Annotated in this window: 12 protein-coding genes; 7 read left to right on the plus strand and 5 right to left on the minus strand. The window is 65.0% G+C overall.

Annotation, left to right across the window (positions count from 1 at the left end; all coding sequences use genetic code 11):
- Window positions 1-4 precede the first annotated feature (4 nt).
- The 3 genes from AB6804_RS17665 to glgC form a co-directional block, all read right to left on the minus strand.
- Window positions 5-805 (minus strand): SDR family oxidoreductase, encoded by an 801-nt coding sequence (locus AB6804_RS17665; RefSeq protein ID WP_370887532.1) that lies wholly within the window; start codon window positions 803-805, stop codon window positions 5-7.
- Between the two features lie 52 nt (window positions 806-857).
- Window positions 858-2321 carry a glycogen synthase GlgA gene (gene glgA / locus AB6804_RS17670; protein WP_370887533.1) on the minus strand — a complete coding sequence of 488 codons (1464 nt, stop codon included), beginning with the start codon at window positions 2319-2321 and terminating at the stop codon, window positions 858-860.
- Window positions 2322-2695: 374 nt separating this feature from the next.
- Entirely contained in the window at window positions 2696-3970 is a 1275-nt protein-coding gene (gene glgC, locus AB6804_RS17675; protein ID WP_035963894.1) for a glucose-1-phosphate adenylyltransferase, read from the minus strand.
- A 411-nt stretch (window positions 3971-4381) separates the two neighbouring features.
- Between glgC and pdxY the strand changes: the two genes are divergently transcribed.
- A complete protein-coding gene (gene pdxY, locus AB6804_RS17680) occupies window positions 4382-5263 on the plus strand; it encodes a pyridoxal kinase PdxY (protein ID WP_370887534.1) in 882 nt (293 codons plus the stop codon).
- 14 nt (window positions 5264-5277) lie between these two features.
- Here pdxY and AB6804_RS17685 read toward each other — a convergent pair whose 3' ends face one another.
- Window positions 5278-5757, minus strand: a complete 480-nt coding sequence (locus AB6804_RS17685) for a hypothetical protein (RefSeq protein WP_370887535.1) — start codon at window positions 5755-5757, stop codon at window positions 5278-5280.
- A gap of 588 nt (window positions 5758-6345) precedes the next feature.
- Here AB6804_RS17685 and AB6804_RS17690 point away from each other — a divergent pair.
- Window positions 6346-7518, plus strand: coding sequence for a hypothetical protein (locus AB6804_RS17690; protein ID WP_370887536.1), 1173 nt, complete (start codon window positions 6346-6348; stop codon window positions 7516-7518).
- Between the two features lie 490 nt (window positions 7519-8008).
- Here the strand turns inward: AB6804_RS17690 and AB6804_RS17695 are convergent, their stop codons facing one another.
- Window positions 8009-8836 carry a shikimate dehydrogenase gene (locus AB6804_RS17695; protein WP_370887537.1) on the minus strand — a complete coding sequence of 276 codons (828 nt, stop codon included), beginning with the start codon at window positions 8834-8836 and terminating at the stop codon, window positions 8009-8011.
- A 189-nt stretch (window positions 8837-9025) separates the two neighbouring features.
- On the opposite strand from AB6804_RS17695, the gene AB6804_RS17700 reads away from it, so the two are divergent.
- From AB6804_RS17700 to AB6804_RS17720, 5 genes are all read left to right on the plus strand, one after another.
- Window positions 9026-10063: a Gfo/Idh/MocA family protein gene (locus AB6804_RS17700; RefSeq protein ID WP_370887538.1), complete on the plus strand. Its 1038-nt coding sequence runs from the start codon at window positions 9026-9028 to the stop codon at window positions 10061-10063.
- Window positions 10064-10150: 87 nt separating this feature from the next.
- Window positions 10151-11920 (plus strand): FAD-dependent oxidoreductase, encoded by a 1770-nt coding sequence (locus AB6804_RS17705; protein ID WP_370887539.1) that lies wholly within the window; start codon window positions 10151-10153, stop codon window positions 11918-11920.
- A complete protein-coding gene (locus AB6804_RS17710; RefSeq protein ID WP_370887540.1) occupies window positions 11917-13659 on the plus strand; it encodes an FAD-dependent oxidoreductase in 1743 nt (580 codons plus the stop codon). The genes AB6804_RS17705 and AB6804_RS17710 overlap by 4 nt, the downstream gene beginning before the upstream one ends.
- On the plus strand, window positions 13656-14267 hold the full coding sequence (locus tag AB6804_RS17715) for an NIPSNAP family protein (RefSeq protein WP_370887541.1): 612 nt from the start codon (window positions 13656-13658) through the stop codon (window positions 14265-14267). The genes AB6804_RS17710 and AB6804_RS17715 overlap by 4 nt, the downstream gene beginning before the upstream one ends.
- Window positions 14268-14277: 10 nt before the next feature.
- Window positions 14278-15102: a sugar phosphate isomerase/epimerase family protein gene (locus tag AB6804_RS17720; protein WP_370887542.1), complete on the plus strand. Its 825-nt coding sequence runs from the start codon at window positions 14278-14280 to the stop codon at window positions 15100-15102.
- The last annotated feature ends 4 nt before the right edge of the window (window positions 15103-15106 follow it).

The following is a 15106-nucleotide window of genomic DNA, read 5'->3' on the forward strand; positions in this document are numbered from 1 at the left end:
CATGTCAGCCGTTGTCCGCAAAGCCGGGATAAAGCGTCATCCCGCCATCGACAAAAAGCGTGGTGCCGACGACGTAATCGCTCTCGTCGGAAGCCAGCCACACCGCCGCGCGCCCGATATCGTCCACTTCGCCGATGCGTCCGTATGGCACGAGCGTCAGCAGCCGGTCCATCGCTTCCTTCGATGCCCACGCGTCCTGGTTGATCGGCGTGCGGATAGCGCCGGGCGCAATCGAGTTCACGCGAATGCGCTGCGGCGCGACTTCCTGCGCGAGCGATTTCATCAGCATCTGAATGCCGCCTTTCGACGCCGCGTAGTTCACATGGCCCGCCCACGGAATCACTTCATGCACGGAACTCATGCAGATGATCTTGCCGAGCGCCTTCGAGACCGGGCGCGGTCCGCGTCGCTGAAACTCGCGCACTGCGCGCTGCGCCGTCAGAAATTGACCGGTGAGATTCGTATCGATGACCTTGCGCCAGTCGGCGAGCGTCATGTCGGCAAAGGCCGCGTCCTGCTGCAAGCCCGAGTTCGCGATCACGATATCGACGGTGCCGAATCGCTCGACGACGGCCTTGAACATCGCGTCGACGTCGTCTTCGTCGGAAACATCGGCGGCGACCGGCAGCGCTTCGCCGCCAAGCGACGCGATCTCATCGGCGAGTTTTTCGGCAGGCTCCGCGTGCGAGTGATAGTTGATGGCGACGTGCGCGCCCGCTTCGGCGAGCGCCTTGGCGACGCCCGCGCCGATACCCGAACTTGCGCCCGTCACGAGCGCGATCTGGCCTGCGAGAGCTTTTTGCATGAATGTCCCTGTCGTGTGAATGTTTCGCTGGCGAGCAAGGGACGCGCCCGCATCACGGCGCGAGCAGTCCCTGATACACCTCGGCGTAGCGCAGCGCTGCCGATTCCCAGCCGAAGTTCTGCATCATCGCGCGCTTGACCACCGCTTTCCACTCGGTGCGGCGTCCCTTGAGCGCGAAAGCCCGGCGGATCGCGGCGACGATGCCCGCACGGTCGAAATGCTCGAATACGAAGCCGGTCGCGAGCCCGTCCGCGAGATTTTCCAGCGAGCAATCCGCGACCGTGTCCGCGAGCCCGCCCACGCGATGCACCAGCGGCAGCGATCCGTAGGCGAGCGCATAGAGCTGCGTGAGTCCGCAAGGCTCGAAGCGCGAGGGCACCATGACGACGTCGCTGGCCGCGATGATCGAATGCGAGAGCGTTTCGTCGAAACCCAGCACGACCGCGACCGCGCCGGGATGCGCCGCCGCTGCGTTCTTCATGCCGGTTTCGAGCGCCGGATCGCCGGTGCCGAGTACGACGAGCTGTCCGCCGCGCTGCACGATGTCCGGCACCGCCGACAGCAGCAGGTCGAGCCCCTTCTGTTCGGTCAGCCGGCTGACGACGCCGAAGAGCAGGGCGTCGTCGTCGCGCGCGAGGCCGACGCGTTCCTGCAGCGCCGTCTTGCACTTGCTTTTGGCAGCGGGCTTAGCGGCGGTATAGCGGGCGGCGATGGCCTCGTCGATCGACGGACTCCAGATCGTATAGTCGACGCCGTTCAGGATGCCGCTGATATCGTGGGTGCGCGTCTGCAGGAGACCGTGCAGTCCCGCGCCGTGCGCCTGTGTCTGGATTTCGCGGGCGTAGGTCGGGCTGACCGTGGTGATGCGGTCAGCGTAGAACAGCCCCGCCTTCAGGAACGAAACGTGGCCGTAGAACTCGAGGCCGTCGACCGCGTAGAAGTCGCCGGGCAACTGGAGCACGCCGAATTCCGACGCGGGGAACACGCCCTGATAGGCGAGGTTATGCACGGTCATCACGCTCGCGACATGCGGTGCGCCGTCGCGCTCGAACGCGCGCAGATAGGCCGGCGCGAGGCCCGCGTGCCAGTCGTGCGCGTGGACGATATGCGGCTTCCATTCGGGATCGGCGCCGGTGGCGATGCGCGCGGCGGTCCATCCGAGCAGCGCGAAGCGGCGATCGTTGTCCGCGTACGGGCGATGCGCGGCATCGAGATAGGGATTGCCGGGGCGGTCATAAAAGGCGTCCGCGCGCACGACGTAGACGACGACCCCATGCGGCTTCAGCACGCCGCGTTCGAGGCGTACGCCGGCTGCGCCGAACGCGCCGCCGAGATCGGCGACGGGCGTGAGATCGGCGAGGCCCGCGAGTACGGCGGGAAAGCCTGGCAGCACGACGCGCACGTCCATGCCTAACTGTGATTGCGCGGGTGGCAGCGCGCCGGCGACATCGGCGAGGCCGCCGGTTTTCAACAGCGGAAACATTTCTGCTGCGACGTGCAGCACGCATACGGTCATTGATCCTCCTGTTGGCTGCGGTTGGCGCTTCACGGCCTTATTGCGGCGCCATGCGAGAAATAGCGGTCGGTCGCGCTTGGGTGTTGTAGCGGCTTATTGTGGCTTCATGCGGTGAAGTAGCGATCGGCGCTTCAGCAGTCTCACTGCGGCTCCGTGCGACGAAGTAGCGGCCTGCCGCAGTTGATACTTGAAGGCGCTACCACAGCCCTCATGCGGCGAACTAGCCGCTTCGTGCCCGAAAGCGGCAATACGACTTCGACTCGCCGAACGCGCCGGAGCGGGCGCTTCAGCGCATACTCCGGCGTCCGGGCAACATGGGTTCTGTCGGTAGTGATCTGGCTTCGCTCCCGAGCGCCGGCGAAGCCCAAGCCCGGCTACCGCTGCGCAAGCCGATCGAGCGCCTCCCGTGTGACGAGCGTGATCCCCGTCTCGGTGCGGAAGAATCGCGCGGCGTCGTCGTCCGGATCCTCGCCAATGACGAGCCCTTCCGGTACCGTGCATCCCCGGTCGACCACCACGCGCTGCAACCGGCAACTCGGCCCCACGGTCACCTGCGGCAACAACACGGCCTCGTTGATGTTGCAGAACGAATGCACGCGCACCGCCGACGAAAACACCGATTTCGACACCTGCGATCCCGATATCACGCAGCCGCCGCACACGAGCAGATTGGTGATCGCGCCTTGCTGGCCGTTGAGATCGCGGACGAACTTGCCCGGCGGCAGTTGTTCCTGATTGGTCCAGATCGGCCAATTGCGGTCGTAGAGATCGAGTTGCGGAATCGTTGAAGCGAGATCGAGATTGGCCGCCCAGTAGGCATCGACGGTGCCGACATCGCGCCAGTACGCCGGCGCGTTCGGATCGGCGTCCGAGGTGACGCAGGACATGCTGAACGGATGCGCGATCGCCCGGCCGCTCGTCACCACGCGCGGCAGGATGTCCTTGCCGAAATCGTGATCCGTGCTCGACGCAGCGATGTTCTCTTCGAGCAGGTGATACAGATACTTCGCGCTAAACACATAGATGCCCATGCTCGCGAGCGCGATATCCGGCTTGCCGGGCATGGCGGGCGGATCGGCGGGCTTCTCGAGGAAGTCGGTGACGCGGCGGTTCTCATCGACATGCATCACGCCGAAAGCGGTCGCCTCCATGCGCGGCACTTCGATGCAGCCGACCGTGCAGTCCGCGCCGCTCTCGACGTGGTCCAGCACCATGCGCGTGTAGTCCATCTTGTAGACGTGATCGCCCGCGAGCACGATGATGAATTGCGGCGCGATCGACCGGATGATGTCGAGATTCTGGAAGACGGCGTCGGCGGTGCCGCGATACCAGCTCGAATCGACGCGCTGCTGCGCCGGCCAGATATCGATGAACTCGTTGAACTCGCCGCGCAGAAAACCCCAGCCGCGCTGCAGATGGCGCAACAGCGAATGCGCCTTGTACTGCGTGACGACCGCGATGCGGCGGATGCCCGAGTTGAGGCAGTTGGAAAGCGCGAAATCGATGATGCGGTATTTGCCGCCAAAGTGGACGGCGGGCTTTACGCGCTTGTCCGTAAGCGGCCCGAGACGCGTGCCGCGCCCGCCGGCGAGGACGATTGCGAGGGTCGACTTTTGCAAATCGGTGCGATTCTTAGACGGCGTCTCCATGTCAGCTCCTGATTTGACTCGGGTTCGTTAATGTCGTGTATGCGGGTGGTGCGGGGGTCCTCGTGTGATGGCCGTGCGTGGGACGCGGGCGGCGCGCCTTTGCAATCGTTGCATTATCCGGCGCGCATTCGAATTCGTGTGCCGAAGTCGTTCGATTTTTTATTGCGGTGCTGATCGAGATATCCGCAGCGGACCAGTGCATGGCATCGGCGACGGTTCGAGCAAGCATCATGCCGTCGCAGTCGTGCATGCTGTTGCAGGCGCGCGACTACCCGGCATGCCTTGCCGCAATTTATAACCGCCACACCATGCCGCGGCGCGTCGAGGCACGGCACAATACGGAGCACGTTCAGGCGTCGCCTGCCTGGACGCCCGCCGATCCTCGCTCATGCCTCGCCCCGGAATCGCAATATGAATAACGTCCTGAGTATCCAGTCGCACGTCGTCTTCGGGCATGCGGGCAACAGCGCGGCGGTGTTTCCCATGCGCAGGCTCGGCGTCAACGTGTGGCCGCTCAACACGGTCCAGTTCTCGAATCACACGCAATATGGCCGCTGGACCGGCGGTGTCGTCGATGCCGATGAACTGCAAAGCGTGATCGAAGGCATCGGCGCGATTGGCGTGCTCGGCCGCTGCAATGCGGTGCTGTCGGGCTATCTCGGGGCGACCGAACAAGGACGCGCGGTCGTCGAGATCGTGAAGATGGTGAAGGCGGTGAATCCGCGCGCACTGTACTTTTGCGATCCGGTGATGGGCACGACGGGCGGCTGCACGGTCGCGCCGGGCATCGAAGATTTCCTCGTCACGACGATGCCCACCGTCGCCGACGCGATGATGCCCAACCACACCGAACTCGAGAAACTCGCCGGGCGGACCATCGAAACGGTCGAAGAGGCGGTCGATGCATGCCGCGACGTGATTGCGCGGGGGCCGCGCATCGTACTGGTCAAGCATCTGCTCGATCGCAACAGCCGCGCCGATACCTTCAACATGCTCGCCGTCACGGCAAGCGAGGCGTGGTTCGCACAGCGCCCGTTGTATCCGTTTGCGCGGCAGCCGGTCGGCGTCGGTGATCTGACGAGCGCGGTGTTCGTCGCGCGCACGCTGCTCGGCGATTCGCTGCGCAATGCGCTCGAACATACGCTGGCGGCAGTGAACGCCGTCGTCAAGACAACCTACGATGCCGGCCGCTACGAACTCGAGATCGTGGCTTCGCAGGATGAAATCGCGAAGCCGACGGACCGCTTCCCGGCCATCCGCGTGACGGGCGGCGACGTCGTGCGACGCGGCTAGGCTCCGCACCGGACTCAGGCAGTCGCCGCGGCTGCCATCGCCCGGAAATTCTCTGGCGTAGCGAACGCCAGGTACTGGGCCTGCATCTCGGGCGTGAGGAATTCGAGCATGGTCGAGTTCTCGATCCAAAGCTCGATCACATCGAAAAAATCGTTGCCGCGCGTGCATTGCACGGCGCGCCATCCTTCGCGCTCGCCAAGCGCCAATACCTGCCCGGCGCTGAGCTTCGTGGCGATTGCCATGTGGAATGCGCTGTATTGAGGGCGGTCTATCGACCCCGCGCCGTAACTCACGCTCGTCTCGTGTCCGCCGCCCGGCGTGATGACGCGATCGCCCGGATAGACCTCGATGATGCTGCCGCGATCGTCGCCGGCCACGGCCATCCAGGCATCGGGAAACGGCGAGAAAGGCGCGGCGAAGCCGTCCCACAGTTCGGCGAGCACATGAGCGACGTGTTTCGGGTCACGGGCAGGAATGGATGCGTGGAAGATCATGGGGAGTGCTCCGGTCGGTATGAGGAGACTGCGCCGGCGATGCTTTCATGCGGCTATCAGCGCTGTCAATTGGCGTTTTCGGACGGGTTGCGGATTAATACTTTATTTTGTCTTCCGCCATCGACCAGTATGAACATATGAACGATTAATCCGCGCTAAAATCCGCCCGCATTGGAATATGGGGACATTTCTACTTGCGACGGCGCAGCTAGAACGTTACGCTTCGTCTCACCGGCGAATTCGCTCGCCGAAATGCGTTTCTATTAATCACCGTATTCGTGATTGATTAACCCGCGCCCGTCAGGGCGTTATTCCGTGGCCTTCGGCACAGGTTCGGCTAAATCGACCGAATGTCCAGGCCTTACACGGCAAAACTTGCGTGCATGAGACCCGCGCCCGGAGCGAAACGAATCGTTTCGTCTGTCTTATGCCGTTTCAATGGTTTTGCGAGTGTGCTCGATTCACGCGGACAAGGCATGCATGCGCATGCCGTCGAATGCGTTGTGCGTTTAAAGCGTACCTCGCCACAAGAGTTTGATTAACGAAAAGCGGAGTTGAGACATGAAAGAAGGAAAGCATGCTTATTGGATGAGCGCAATTGCTTCGGCGGCAGCGCTCGTCGTACTGGCCGGTTGCGGCGGCGGAGGTGATTCGTCGAGCGCGTCTTCGCCCTCCGGCGCGAGTGCGCCCTCCGGCGCCAGCACGCCGACGACGACCACGCCGACGCTCGCCGCAGCGACAGCCGTGGTCGACGGCAGCACGATCGGCGCCGCGCAATGGCCCGATGGCTCGACGGCGACCGGCGGCGCGGGCCAGGCTGTCGGCGGGCTGAGCTGCGCACCGGCAGGCGCGTCGTACACCTATTCGCATCTTTCCATCTATCAGAACGGCAAGCAGCTCGCGCTGCCCGCGAACATCGGCACGTTGGGCTCGAGCCTCACTCTGCAGCGCGGCTGCGTCTATCCGGTCCACACCGACGACGCCAGCGGCAAGATCCGCATCGATGCGACGACCAACACGCAATACACGCTCGGCCAGTTCTTCGCGGTCTGGGGTGAGACGCTGTCGGCGACCAACGTCGCAGGCGTGACCGGACCGGTCACCGCATGGGTGAACACGGGCGGCGCGCTCACGAAGTACACGGGCGATCTTGCGAGCCTCGTGCTGCCGCGCAACGGCGAAGTGACGCTGGAAGTCGGCACGCCGCTCACGCAGATTCCGACCTATACGTGGACCGATCCGCCGCCGCTCGCCACGACGCCGATCACGCTGACCTACGGCGGCACGGTGGGCACCCTGTACTGGCCGAACGGCGCGACGTCGACCGGCGGAACGGGCTCGCCGGTGGATGGCGTGGTCTGCGCATCGGGGATGGCCGAAACGTACCACGTGCATTCGCATCTCTCGATCGTCTATAACGGGCAAACGCGTGCGCTGCCGGCGAACATCGGGCTTCCCGGCTCGTGCAACTACGAGTTGCACACGCACGACAACACCGGCATCATTCACGTCGAGACGCCCAACAACAAGCGCTTCACGCTGGGTCAGTTCTTCGACATCTGGGGTGAGCCGCTCACGACGACGAACGTCGCGGGCCTGACCGGAGACGTGGTCGTCTACATCCGCGACAACGGCGATATCCGGCGCTACATGGGCGATCCGCGCAACATCCAGCTCGGTTCGCTGCGTGAGATCACGCTGCAGGTCGGCACGCCGCCCATCGGTTCCATCGCTCAGTACAACTGGTACGAAGCGCAATAAGCGCGTGATGTGACCTTGCAGGACGAAGCCGCCGTTTCATACGGCGGCTTTTTCTTTGCGCCAAAAAAAAGCCGCCTGAGGTGGTAGGCGGCGAGAGCGCGTCCGTTGCGAGACTGTCCCTGTCGGGGAACGGACGCGTGAGGAGACAACTGGACCTCGGTCAGTATGGCAAACGCTGATGACCCGCTCAATCGTCTGTTTGAAGCAGTGCGTTTCGGTTCGGCCCGATTATGCCGATGCCCCGATACGCCGCCGCGCCATCGCGATGAAGCAAGCGATCCGTACTGAAACGGCGGCATGGCCGTTGCCGTTCAGCGGTTCAAAATCAGCATTCGTGCGACGGCGCCAGTCGCGGATAACCCGGCTGCGCGGAACCGATCGTCGTCACGCATGCGCCGTCGGGAAGGACGATGGCGCGACGCTATGGTGCAGGAACGCGCCGGCCGTTTAAACCAGACTGGGTCCTATTCCCAACGCGCGTTGCGAGGGATCACACCTTTATCAGATAGTCGACGATCGCATCGCAGACGCGGCCGAACATCTGCGTGCCGGTGACGGTCGGACAGCCGCGCGCGCGGGCCGCTTCGATGAACGGCGTGAGCGGCGGCTTGGTCACGACATCGCCGACGAAGGTCGTCGGCGCAAGGCGGGAGACGTCGATCGGGAGCGGATCGCCGGGCCGCATCCCCGCCGGCGACGCATTCACGACGATGTCGTAGGTCTCCGCGCCCGCGTCATCGGCGATGCCGACCGCACCGCGCCCGAGCGATGCGAGCCGCGAGGCGAGGGCGTCGGTGCGCGCGGCATCGAAATCGCGGATGGCGAGCGACGCCACGCCCGCCTCGACGAGCGCATGACCGATCGCCGAGCCCGCTCCGCCCGCGCCGATCAGCAGCGCGCGCTTGCCCTGCGGCTCGCAGCCCGCATCCCCGAGCGCCGCGACCATCGCGACGCCGTCCGACATGCCGCCGTGCCAATTGCCGTCGGCGTTGCGCCGGAGCATGTTCGTCGCGCCGAGAAAGGCGGATTCGCTCGCGAGGGTGCCGCAATACTTCGTCGCGTTGAACTTGTGCGGCACCGTGATGATGACGCCATCCACGTTTTGCATCCGCGTGACGCCCGCGAAGAACGCGTCGAGGTCGGCGGGCGCGACGTGCGCCGGAATCACGATGGCGTCGCGTCCGGCGGCGCGCAACGCCGCTGTCACGCCGGAAGGCGAGCGCACCTGCGCGATCGGATCGCCGACGATGAAGTAGACGCGCGTTGCGCCGCTCAAGCCCGCATCGCGCGATGCGGAGAAGGTTGTGTCCTGCGCCATGCTTGCGATGTCTCCTGTGAAGCGCCCGTCGTCGAGCGTGCGAGCGCGTGATGTCTCGATGAAAAAATTCGTCAACGCGTGGTCGAAACTGTAGTTGAAAATGGAATAGGATTCAACAAAAGCGTTTCTCCTTGTGAGGCAACTAACTGTCGATTTTTTATAACCACAGCGGATCGGAGGAGCACACGCATGATCAAGAAACGGCTGGCAATTGCAGGCGCGCGTGCCATCGGACGGATGCATATGGAGCGCGCGCGGCTGCATCCTGATTGCGAAGTGATCGCGGTGGCGGACCCATCGGCGGGCGCGAAGGTGTTTGCGCAGGAACAAGGCGCGAGCTGCTTTTCCACCGTCGACGCAATGCTCGACGCCGCATCGCCCGACGGCGTGATCGTCGCGACGCCGAACGCCACGCACGTCGAAGCGGGCCTCGCGTGCATCGCGCGCGGCATCCCGGTGCTGATCGAAAAGCCAATTGCCGATACGGTCGAACAGGCGCGCGTGCTCGTCGATGCCGCCAGTCGCGCGGGCGTGCCGCTTCTCGTCGGTCATCATCGCCGGCATAGCCCGATTCTGCGGCGCGCACGCGAAATCGTGGCGAGCGGGCGGATCGGCAAGCCGGTGTCCGCTCATGCGCTCGCGACGTTCTACAAGCCCGATCCCTACTTCGATATCGACTGGCGCAGGCAGGCCGGCGGCGGACCGGTGCTGATCAACCTGATCCACGACATCGACATGATGCGGTTTCTGCTCGGCGAAATCGTCGAAGTGCAGGCGCTGACGTCGAGCGCGGTGCGCGGCTTCGAGGTCGAAGACACGGCCGCGGTGCTGCTGCGCTTCGAGAATGGCGCGCTCGGCACGCTGACGGTGTCGGACTGCGCGGTGTCGCCGTGGAACTGGGATCTGGCGGCCGGCGAGGCGGCGCACTATCCGCGGCAGAGCGTGAATACGCACTTCGTCTCCGGCACCGATGCGTCGCTCGCCTTGCCGCAGCTCGATGTCTGGGAGTATCGCGGCGCGAAGGGTTGGCACGATCCGCTGACCGTCGAGCGCACCGCGCCGCATGCCGGCGATCCCTATCACGAGCAATTGCGCCATTTCGCGAAGGTTATCGACGGCAAGGAAAGGCCGCTGTGTTCCGGCGATGACGGCGCGCGCACGCTCGCCGCGACGCTGGCGGTGCATCGGTCGGCGAGAGCGCGCGCGCCGGTTGCACCGGCGTACTGACTCGGTTTCGCAAAAAACCGCTTGGCACGAGCCGTGATTGTGGAATAGCATTCCACAATCAAATTAAGTTCCGGGAAGGGGCGAAAAATGGTGGAGACGGTAGCGAGCCTGAGCGGAAATGAATCATTCGATGTGGTCGTCATCGGCGCGGGCGGCGCGGGCATGTCGGCGGCGCTGTTCGCAGCGATCGACGGTGCGCGCGTGCTGCTCGTCGAAAGCACGGAGTACGTCGGCGGAACGACTGCCTATTCGGCGGGCACGACATGGATTCCCGCGTCGATGCACATGGCGAGCGTCAATCGCGACGATTCGCAGGCGACGGCGGAAGCCTTTCTGAACCGCGCCGTCGGGGCACGCAGCAGCGCCGCGATGCGCCGCGCGTTTCTCGACGCCGGGCCGAAGGCGGTCGCGCATATCGAAGCCAACTCCGATGTGAAATACCGGGCGCGGCCGTTCCATCCCGACTATCTCTCGGAACTCGAAGGCTCGACGCTCTGCGGCCGTGCGCTGGAGCCGCTGCCTTTCGACGGCCGCAAGTTGGGCCGCGCATTTGCGCTGATTCGTCCGCCGATTCCCGAGTTCACCGTGCTGGGCGGGATGATGATCGACCGCGACGACATCGGGCATCTGCTCAACATGACGAAATCGCTAGCGTCGTTTAAGCATGCGGCGAAGCTGCTGGCGCGACACGCACGCGACCGGATCGGATCGCCACGCGGCACGCGGCTCGTGATGGGCAACGCGTTGATCGGCCGTCTGCTTTATTCGCTGATGCAGCGCGGCGTCACGGTGCTGACGCGCACGACGGTCGAAGCGCTGCATACGGGCAAGCGGGGCGTCGAAGGCCTAACGCTCGCTCAGGGCGCGCAGCGGCGGCGCGTTTCGGTGACGGGCGGCGTGATTCTCGCGAGCGGCGGCTTCAATCGTCATGCCGCGCGACGCGCCGACATGCTGCCCGGCGCCGATGCCGCATGGTGCCCGGGCGCGCCGGGGCATACCGGCAACGCGCAGGATCTCGCGCTTGCCGCAGGCGCGCGTTTTGGCGAGGGCGCGTTGTCGCACGCGTTCTGGGCGCCGGTTTCCGTGCGCAAGCGAGCCGACGACACAACCGCCGTGTTCCCGCACTTTCTGATGGATCGCGGCAAGCCGGGCATGATCGTCGTCGATGCCAGCGGCAGGCGCTTCCTGAACGAGAACACGTCTTATCACCTGTTCGGCATCGCGATGCAGGAAGCGCATCGCGCGAGGGCGTCGGTGCCGGCGTATCTCGTTACGGATTCCGAAGGAATTCGCAAGTATGGGCTTGGCATGGTGCGTCCCGGCGGCAAAGGACTTCAACCCTTCATCGACGATGGCTATCTCACGCAGGCCCGCACGCTCGACGAACTCGCGGCGAAGCTCGGCATCGACAAGACCGGGCTTGCGGATAGCGTCGCGCGCATGAATCGTTATGCGGAAACAGGCGTCGATCCGGACTTTCAACGCGGCACGACCGATTATCAGCGCGCGAACGGCGACGCCAACTGGACAGGCCCGAATCCATGTCTCGGCCCGCTTGCGCAGGCGCCGTTCTACGCGGTGCGGCTTTATCCCGGCGATATCGGCGCGGCGACGGGGCTCGTCACTGACACGAACGCCCGCGTGCTCGATCGCGACGATCAGCCGATCGGCGGCCTGTACGCGTGCGGCAACGACATGCAGTCGGTGATGGGCGGCGTCTATCCGGGGCCGGGCATCACGCTCGGGCCGGGGCTTGCTTTTGCGTATCTGGCTGGCCGGCATGCGGCGGCGCGGGCGGCATCGCCGGAAGCCGGTCATGCGGATGCGCGCGAAGAAACGCGAGCGCAGACATCATGAGTGCGCTGCAATGCGATGTCCTCGTGCTCGGATCGGGCGCAGGCGGCCTCTCCGCGGCGGTCACTTCAGCTACGCTGGGTTTATCAGTCATCCTATGCGAGAAGGAAGACGTGTTCGGCGGCACGACCGCGTGGTCGGGCGGCTGGATGTGGCTTCCATGTAATCCGCTCGCGAGGCGCGCGGGCATCGTCGAAAATGCCGATGCGCCGCGCACGTATCTGCGCAACGAACTCGGCAAGCACTACGACGCCGGGAAAGCCGATGCGCTGATCGAGCACGGCCCGCGCATGATCGACTTCTTTGAGCGGAACACGTCGATGCGTTTCATCGACGGCAACCGCATTCCCGACTTTCACACGACGCAAGGCGCGGGCAGCGGAGGCCGCTCCGTGTGCGCGATGCCGTTCGATGGCCGCGCGCTCGGCCCGCTCATCGACAAGCTTCGTCCGCCGCTTACGGACATGACGATCAGCGGCATGGCGATCGCATCGGGGCAAGATCTCGCGCACTTCTTCAACGCGACGCGCTCGGCGCGCTCCGCGTGGCACGTGACGAAGCGCTTCGCCGCCTTCGCGATGCACAAGCTGCGATATGGCCGCTCGATGCATCTCGTGAACGGCAACGCGTTGGTCGCGCGTCTGTTGAAGTCTGCCGCCGATCGAGGCGTGCGGCTCGAAACGCGTGCGAAGGCTGTCGATTTGATACGCGATGGCGCGCGCGTAACCGGAGCGCGCGTCGAGATGAATGGCGTGCTGCACGATGTGATCGCGCGACGAGGCGTCGTGCTGGCGTGCGGCGGCTATCCGCACGACCGCGCCCGCCGCGCGCGCACCTTCGCGTACACGCCATCGGGCGATGAACACTGGTCCGCTGCGCCGCGCAGCAATACGGGCGACGGCGTGCGCATCGGCGAAGCGGCCGGCGCCCATTTCGACGCATCGCTGAAGGCGCCGGCGGCGTGGGCGCCCGTGTCGCTCGTGCCGAAGCGCGAAGGCGATGCGGTCGCGTTCGCGCATCTCATCGAGCGGGCAAAGCCGGGCGTGATCGCGGTGACGCGGGCCGGGCGGCGCTTCGTGAACGAGGCGTCGTCGTATTACGACTTCGTCTCGGCGATGATCGACGCCACGCGGCCTGGCGAGGAAGTATGCGCGTGGCTCGTCTGCGATCACCGGTTTCAACGGCGCTACGGGCTGGGCGCGGCGAAGCCGTTCCCGTTCCCGCTGCATCGCCATGAGCGCACGGGCTATCTGAAAACTGCGCCGACGATCGAAGCGCTCGCCCGTCAATGCGGCATCGACGCCCACGCATTGCGCGAAACCATCGCGGCCTACAACACGCATGCGAAAGACGGCGCCGATCCGCACTTCCACAAAGGATCGACGCCCTACAACCGCATACAGGGCGATGCCTCGCACGAGCCGAATCCGTGCGTCGCGCCGATCGTCGATGGTCCGTTTCACGCGGTCAAAGTGCTGCCCGGCAGTCTGGGGACCTTCGCGGGCCTCGCCACCGATGCGCGCGCCCGCGTTCTGGATGCGACCCGCACGCCGATTCCCGGCCTCTACGCCGTGGGCAACGACGCGGCCAGCATGATGGGCGGCCACTATCCGGCGGGCGGCATCACGCTGGGGCCGGCGATGACGTTCGGCTATCTGGCGGGCCACGACCTCGCTCGTCCCGCCGATACCGACGCCGATACCGCACTCTCTCTATCCAGTCACGCAAGGACGATCCCATGAATCTGTACGACACAGTCACGCTCACCGTGAAGATCGGCGCCAACGCGCAGGTGTTCGAGCACATTCAGGCCAGCGCCGCGCAGCCCGGTTCGACGCTGCTCGGCTGCTGGTATTCCGATATCGGCGCGCTCGGCAAGGTGATGGTGCTGCGCGGCTTCGAATCGGAAGCGGCGCTGATCGGCGAACGCAGACGGCTTCTTCTCGAAGGCAATCCGTTCGGCTGCGGCGAGTTCGTCACCGATGTCGAAGTGAACAGCTACGCGATGTTCCCGTTTCTCCCGCCGATCCAGCCGGCCGTGCACGGCGGCATCTACGAGATGCGCGTCTATGGCACGAAGCTGGCGAGCCTGCAGCATACCATCGACGCATGGGAGAAGGCCGTCCCCGAGCGCACGAAGCGCTCGCCGCTGATCGGCGCGATGTTCACACTCGACGGCGCGGTGCCGCGCTTCCTCAACATCTGGCCGTACAAGTCGGTGGACGAACGCTCGCGCATTCGCGCGGAAGCGGTGAAAGACGGCATCTGGCCGCCGAAGGGCGGGCCGGCGCATCTCACGACGATGGAATCGACCATCTACGTGCCCGCGCCGTTTTCGCCGCTGCGCTGAGGATCGCGACATGACGACGCCAACACGCAAGCTGTCGCTTTCCGCACTCACGGTGCTCGAACTGACGCCGCCGCAGATGGTCGAGTGTGCGGCGCGGGCGGGTTACGATTTCGTCGGCCTGCGGCTCTTGCCCGCGACGGACACGGAGGTTCGGCACGAGATCATCGGCGCGACGCGGCTCAAGCGCGAAACGCTCGCGGCGCTGCGCGACACCGGCATCCGCGTGCTCGATGCCGAAATTCTGCGGCTCCAGCCCGATACCGATGTGACCGCGTACGAGCCGATGCTCGAAACCGCCGCCGAGATGGGCGCGCGCTTTGTGCTCGTCGCGGGCAACGATCGCGATGAGGCGCGCACCGTCGACCGGCTTGCGCAACTGTGCGACATCGCCAGGCCCTACGGTCTCGCGCCTAGCCTGGAGCCGATGCCCTGGACCGACGTGAAGGACATCGAGGAAGGCGCGCGCATCGTGAAAGCGACGGGGCGCGCAAACACCGGGCTGATCGTCGATCCGATTCACTTCGATCGCGCGGATTCGTCCGTCGATGCGTTGCGCGCGCTGCCGCGTGAGTATTTCGGTTATCTCCAGTTCTGCGACGCGCCCGCCGAGCGCCCGGCCGATCTCGCGACGCTGCTGCATCAGGCTCGCTGCGCGCGGATGATTCCGGGCGAAGGCGCCATCGATCTTGCTGGCATTCTTCGCGCGCTGCCGGACGATTTGCCGATTTCCATCGAAGCGCCGATGGACGAATGGGCCAAGACCGCGACGGCGCTCGAACGCGCAAAGCGTCTGCGGGAAGCGACGATAACGGTGCTCTTCGCGACATACGGTTGAATTC

The organism is Caballeronia sp. RCC_10, assembly GCF_041360715.1.
Lineage (GTDB): Bacteria > Pseudomonadota > Gammaproteobacteria > Burkholderiales > Burkholderiaceae > Caballeronia > Caballeronia grimmiae.

What these genes read in the sequence shown, in the direction of transcription:
- glgA (WP_370887533.1), bottom strand. Translation starts at nt 2,321, where the DNA reads ATGACCGTATGCGTGCTGCACGTCGCAGCAGAAATGTTTCCGCTGTTG.
- pdxY (WP_370887534.1), top strand. Translation starts at nt 4,382, where the DNA reads ATGAATAACGTCCTGAGTATCCAGTCGCACGTCGTCTTCGGGCATGCG.
- glgC (WP_035963894.1), bottom strand. Translation starts at nt 3,970, where the DNA reads ATGGAGACGCCGTCTAAGAATCGCACCGATTTGCAAAAGTCGACCCTC.
- AB6804_RS17685 (WP_370887535.1), bottom strand. Translation starts at nt 5,757, where the DNA reads ATGATCTTCCACGCATCCATTCCTGCCCGTGACCCGAAACACGTCGCT.
- AB6804_RS17715 (WP_370887541.1), top strand. Translation starts at nt 13,656, where the DNA reads ATGAATCTGTACGACACAGTCACGCTCACCGTGAAGATCGGCGCCAAC.
- AB6804_RS17665 (WP_370887532.1), bottom strand. Translation starts at nt 805, where the DNA reads ATGCAAAAAGCTCTCGCAGGCCAGATCGCGCTCGTGACGGGCGCAAGT.
- AB6804_RS17705 (WP_370887539.1), top strand. Translation starts at nt 10,151, where the DNA reads ATGGTGGAGACGGTAGCGAGCCTGAGCGGAAATGAATCATTCGATGTG.
- AB6804_RS17710 (WP_370887540.1), top strand. Translation starts at nt 11,917, where the DNA reads ATGAGTGCGCTGCAATGCGATGTCCTCGTGCTCGGATCGGGCGCAGGC.
- AB6804_RS17690 (WP_370887536.1), top strand. Translation starts at nt 6,346, where the DNA reads ATGAGCGCAATTGCTTCGGCGGCAGCGCTCGTCGTACTGGCCGGTTGC.
- AB6804_RS17695 (WP_370887537.1), bottom strand. Translation starts at nt 8,836, where the DNA reads ATGGCGCAGGACACAACCTTCTCCGCATCGCGCGATGCGGGCTTGAGC.
- AB6804_RS17720 (WP_370887542.1), top strand. Translation starts at nt 14,278, where the DNA reads ATGACGACGCCAACACGCAAGCTGTCGCTTTCCGCACTCACGGTGCTC.
- AB6804_RS17700 (WP_370887538.1), top strand. Translation starts at nt 9,026, where the DNA reads ATGATCAAGAAACGGCTGGCAATTGCAGGCGCGCGTGCCATCGGACGG.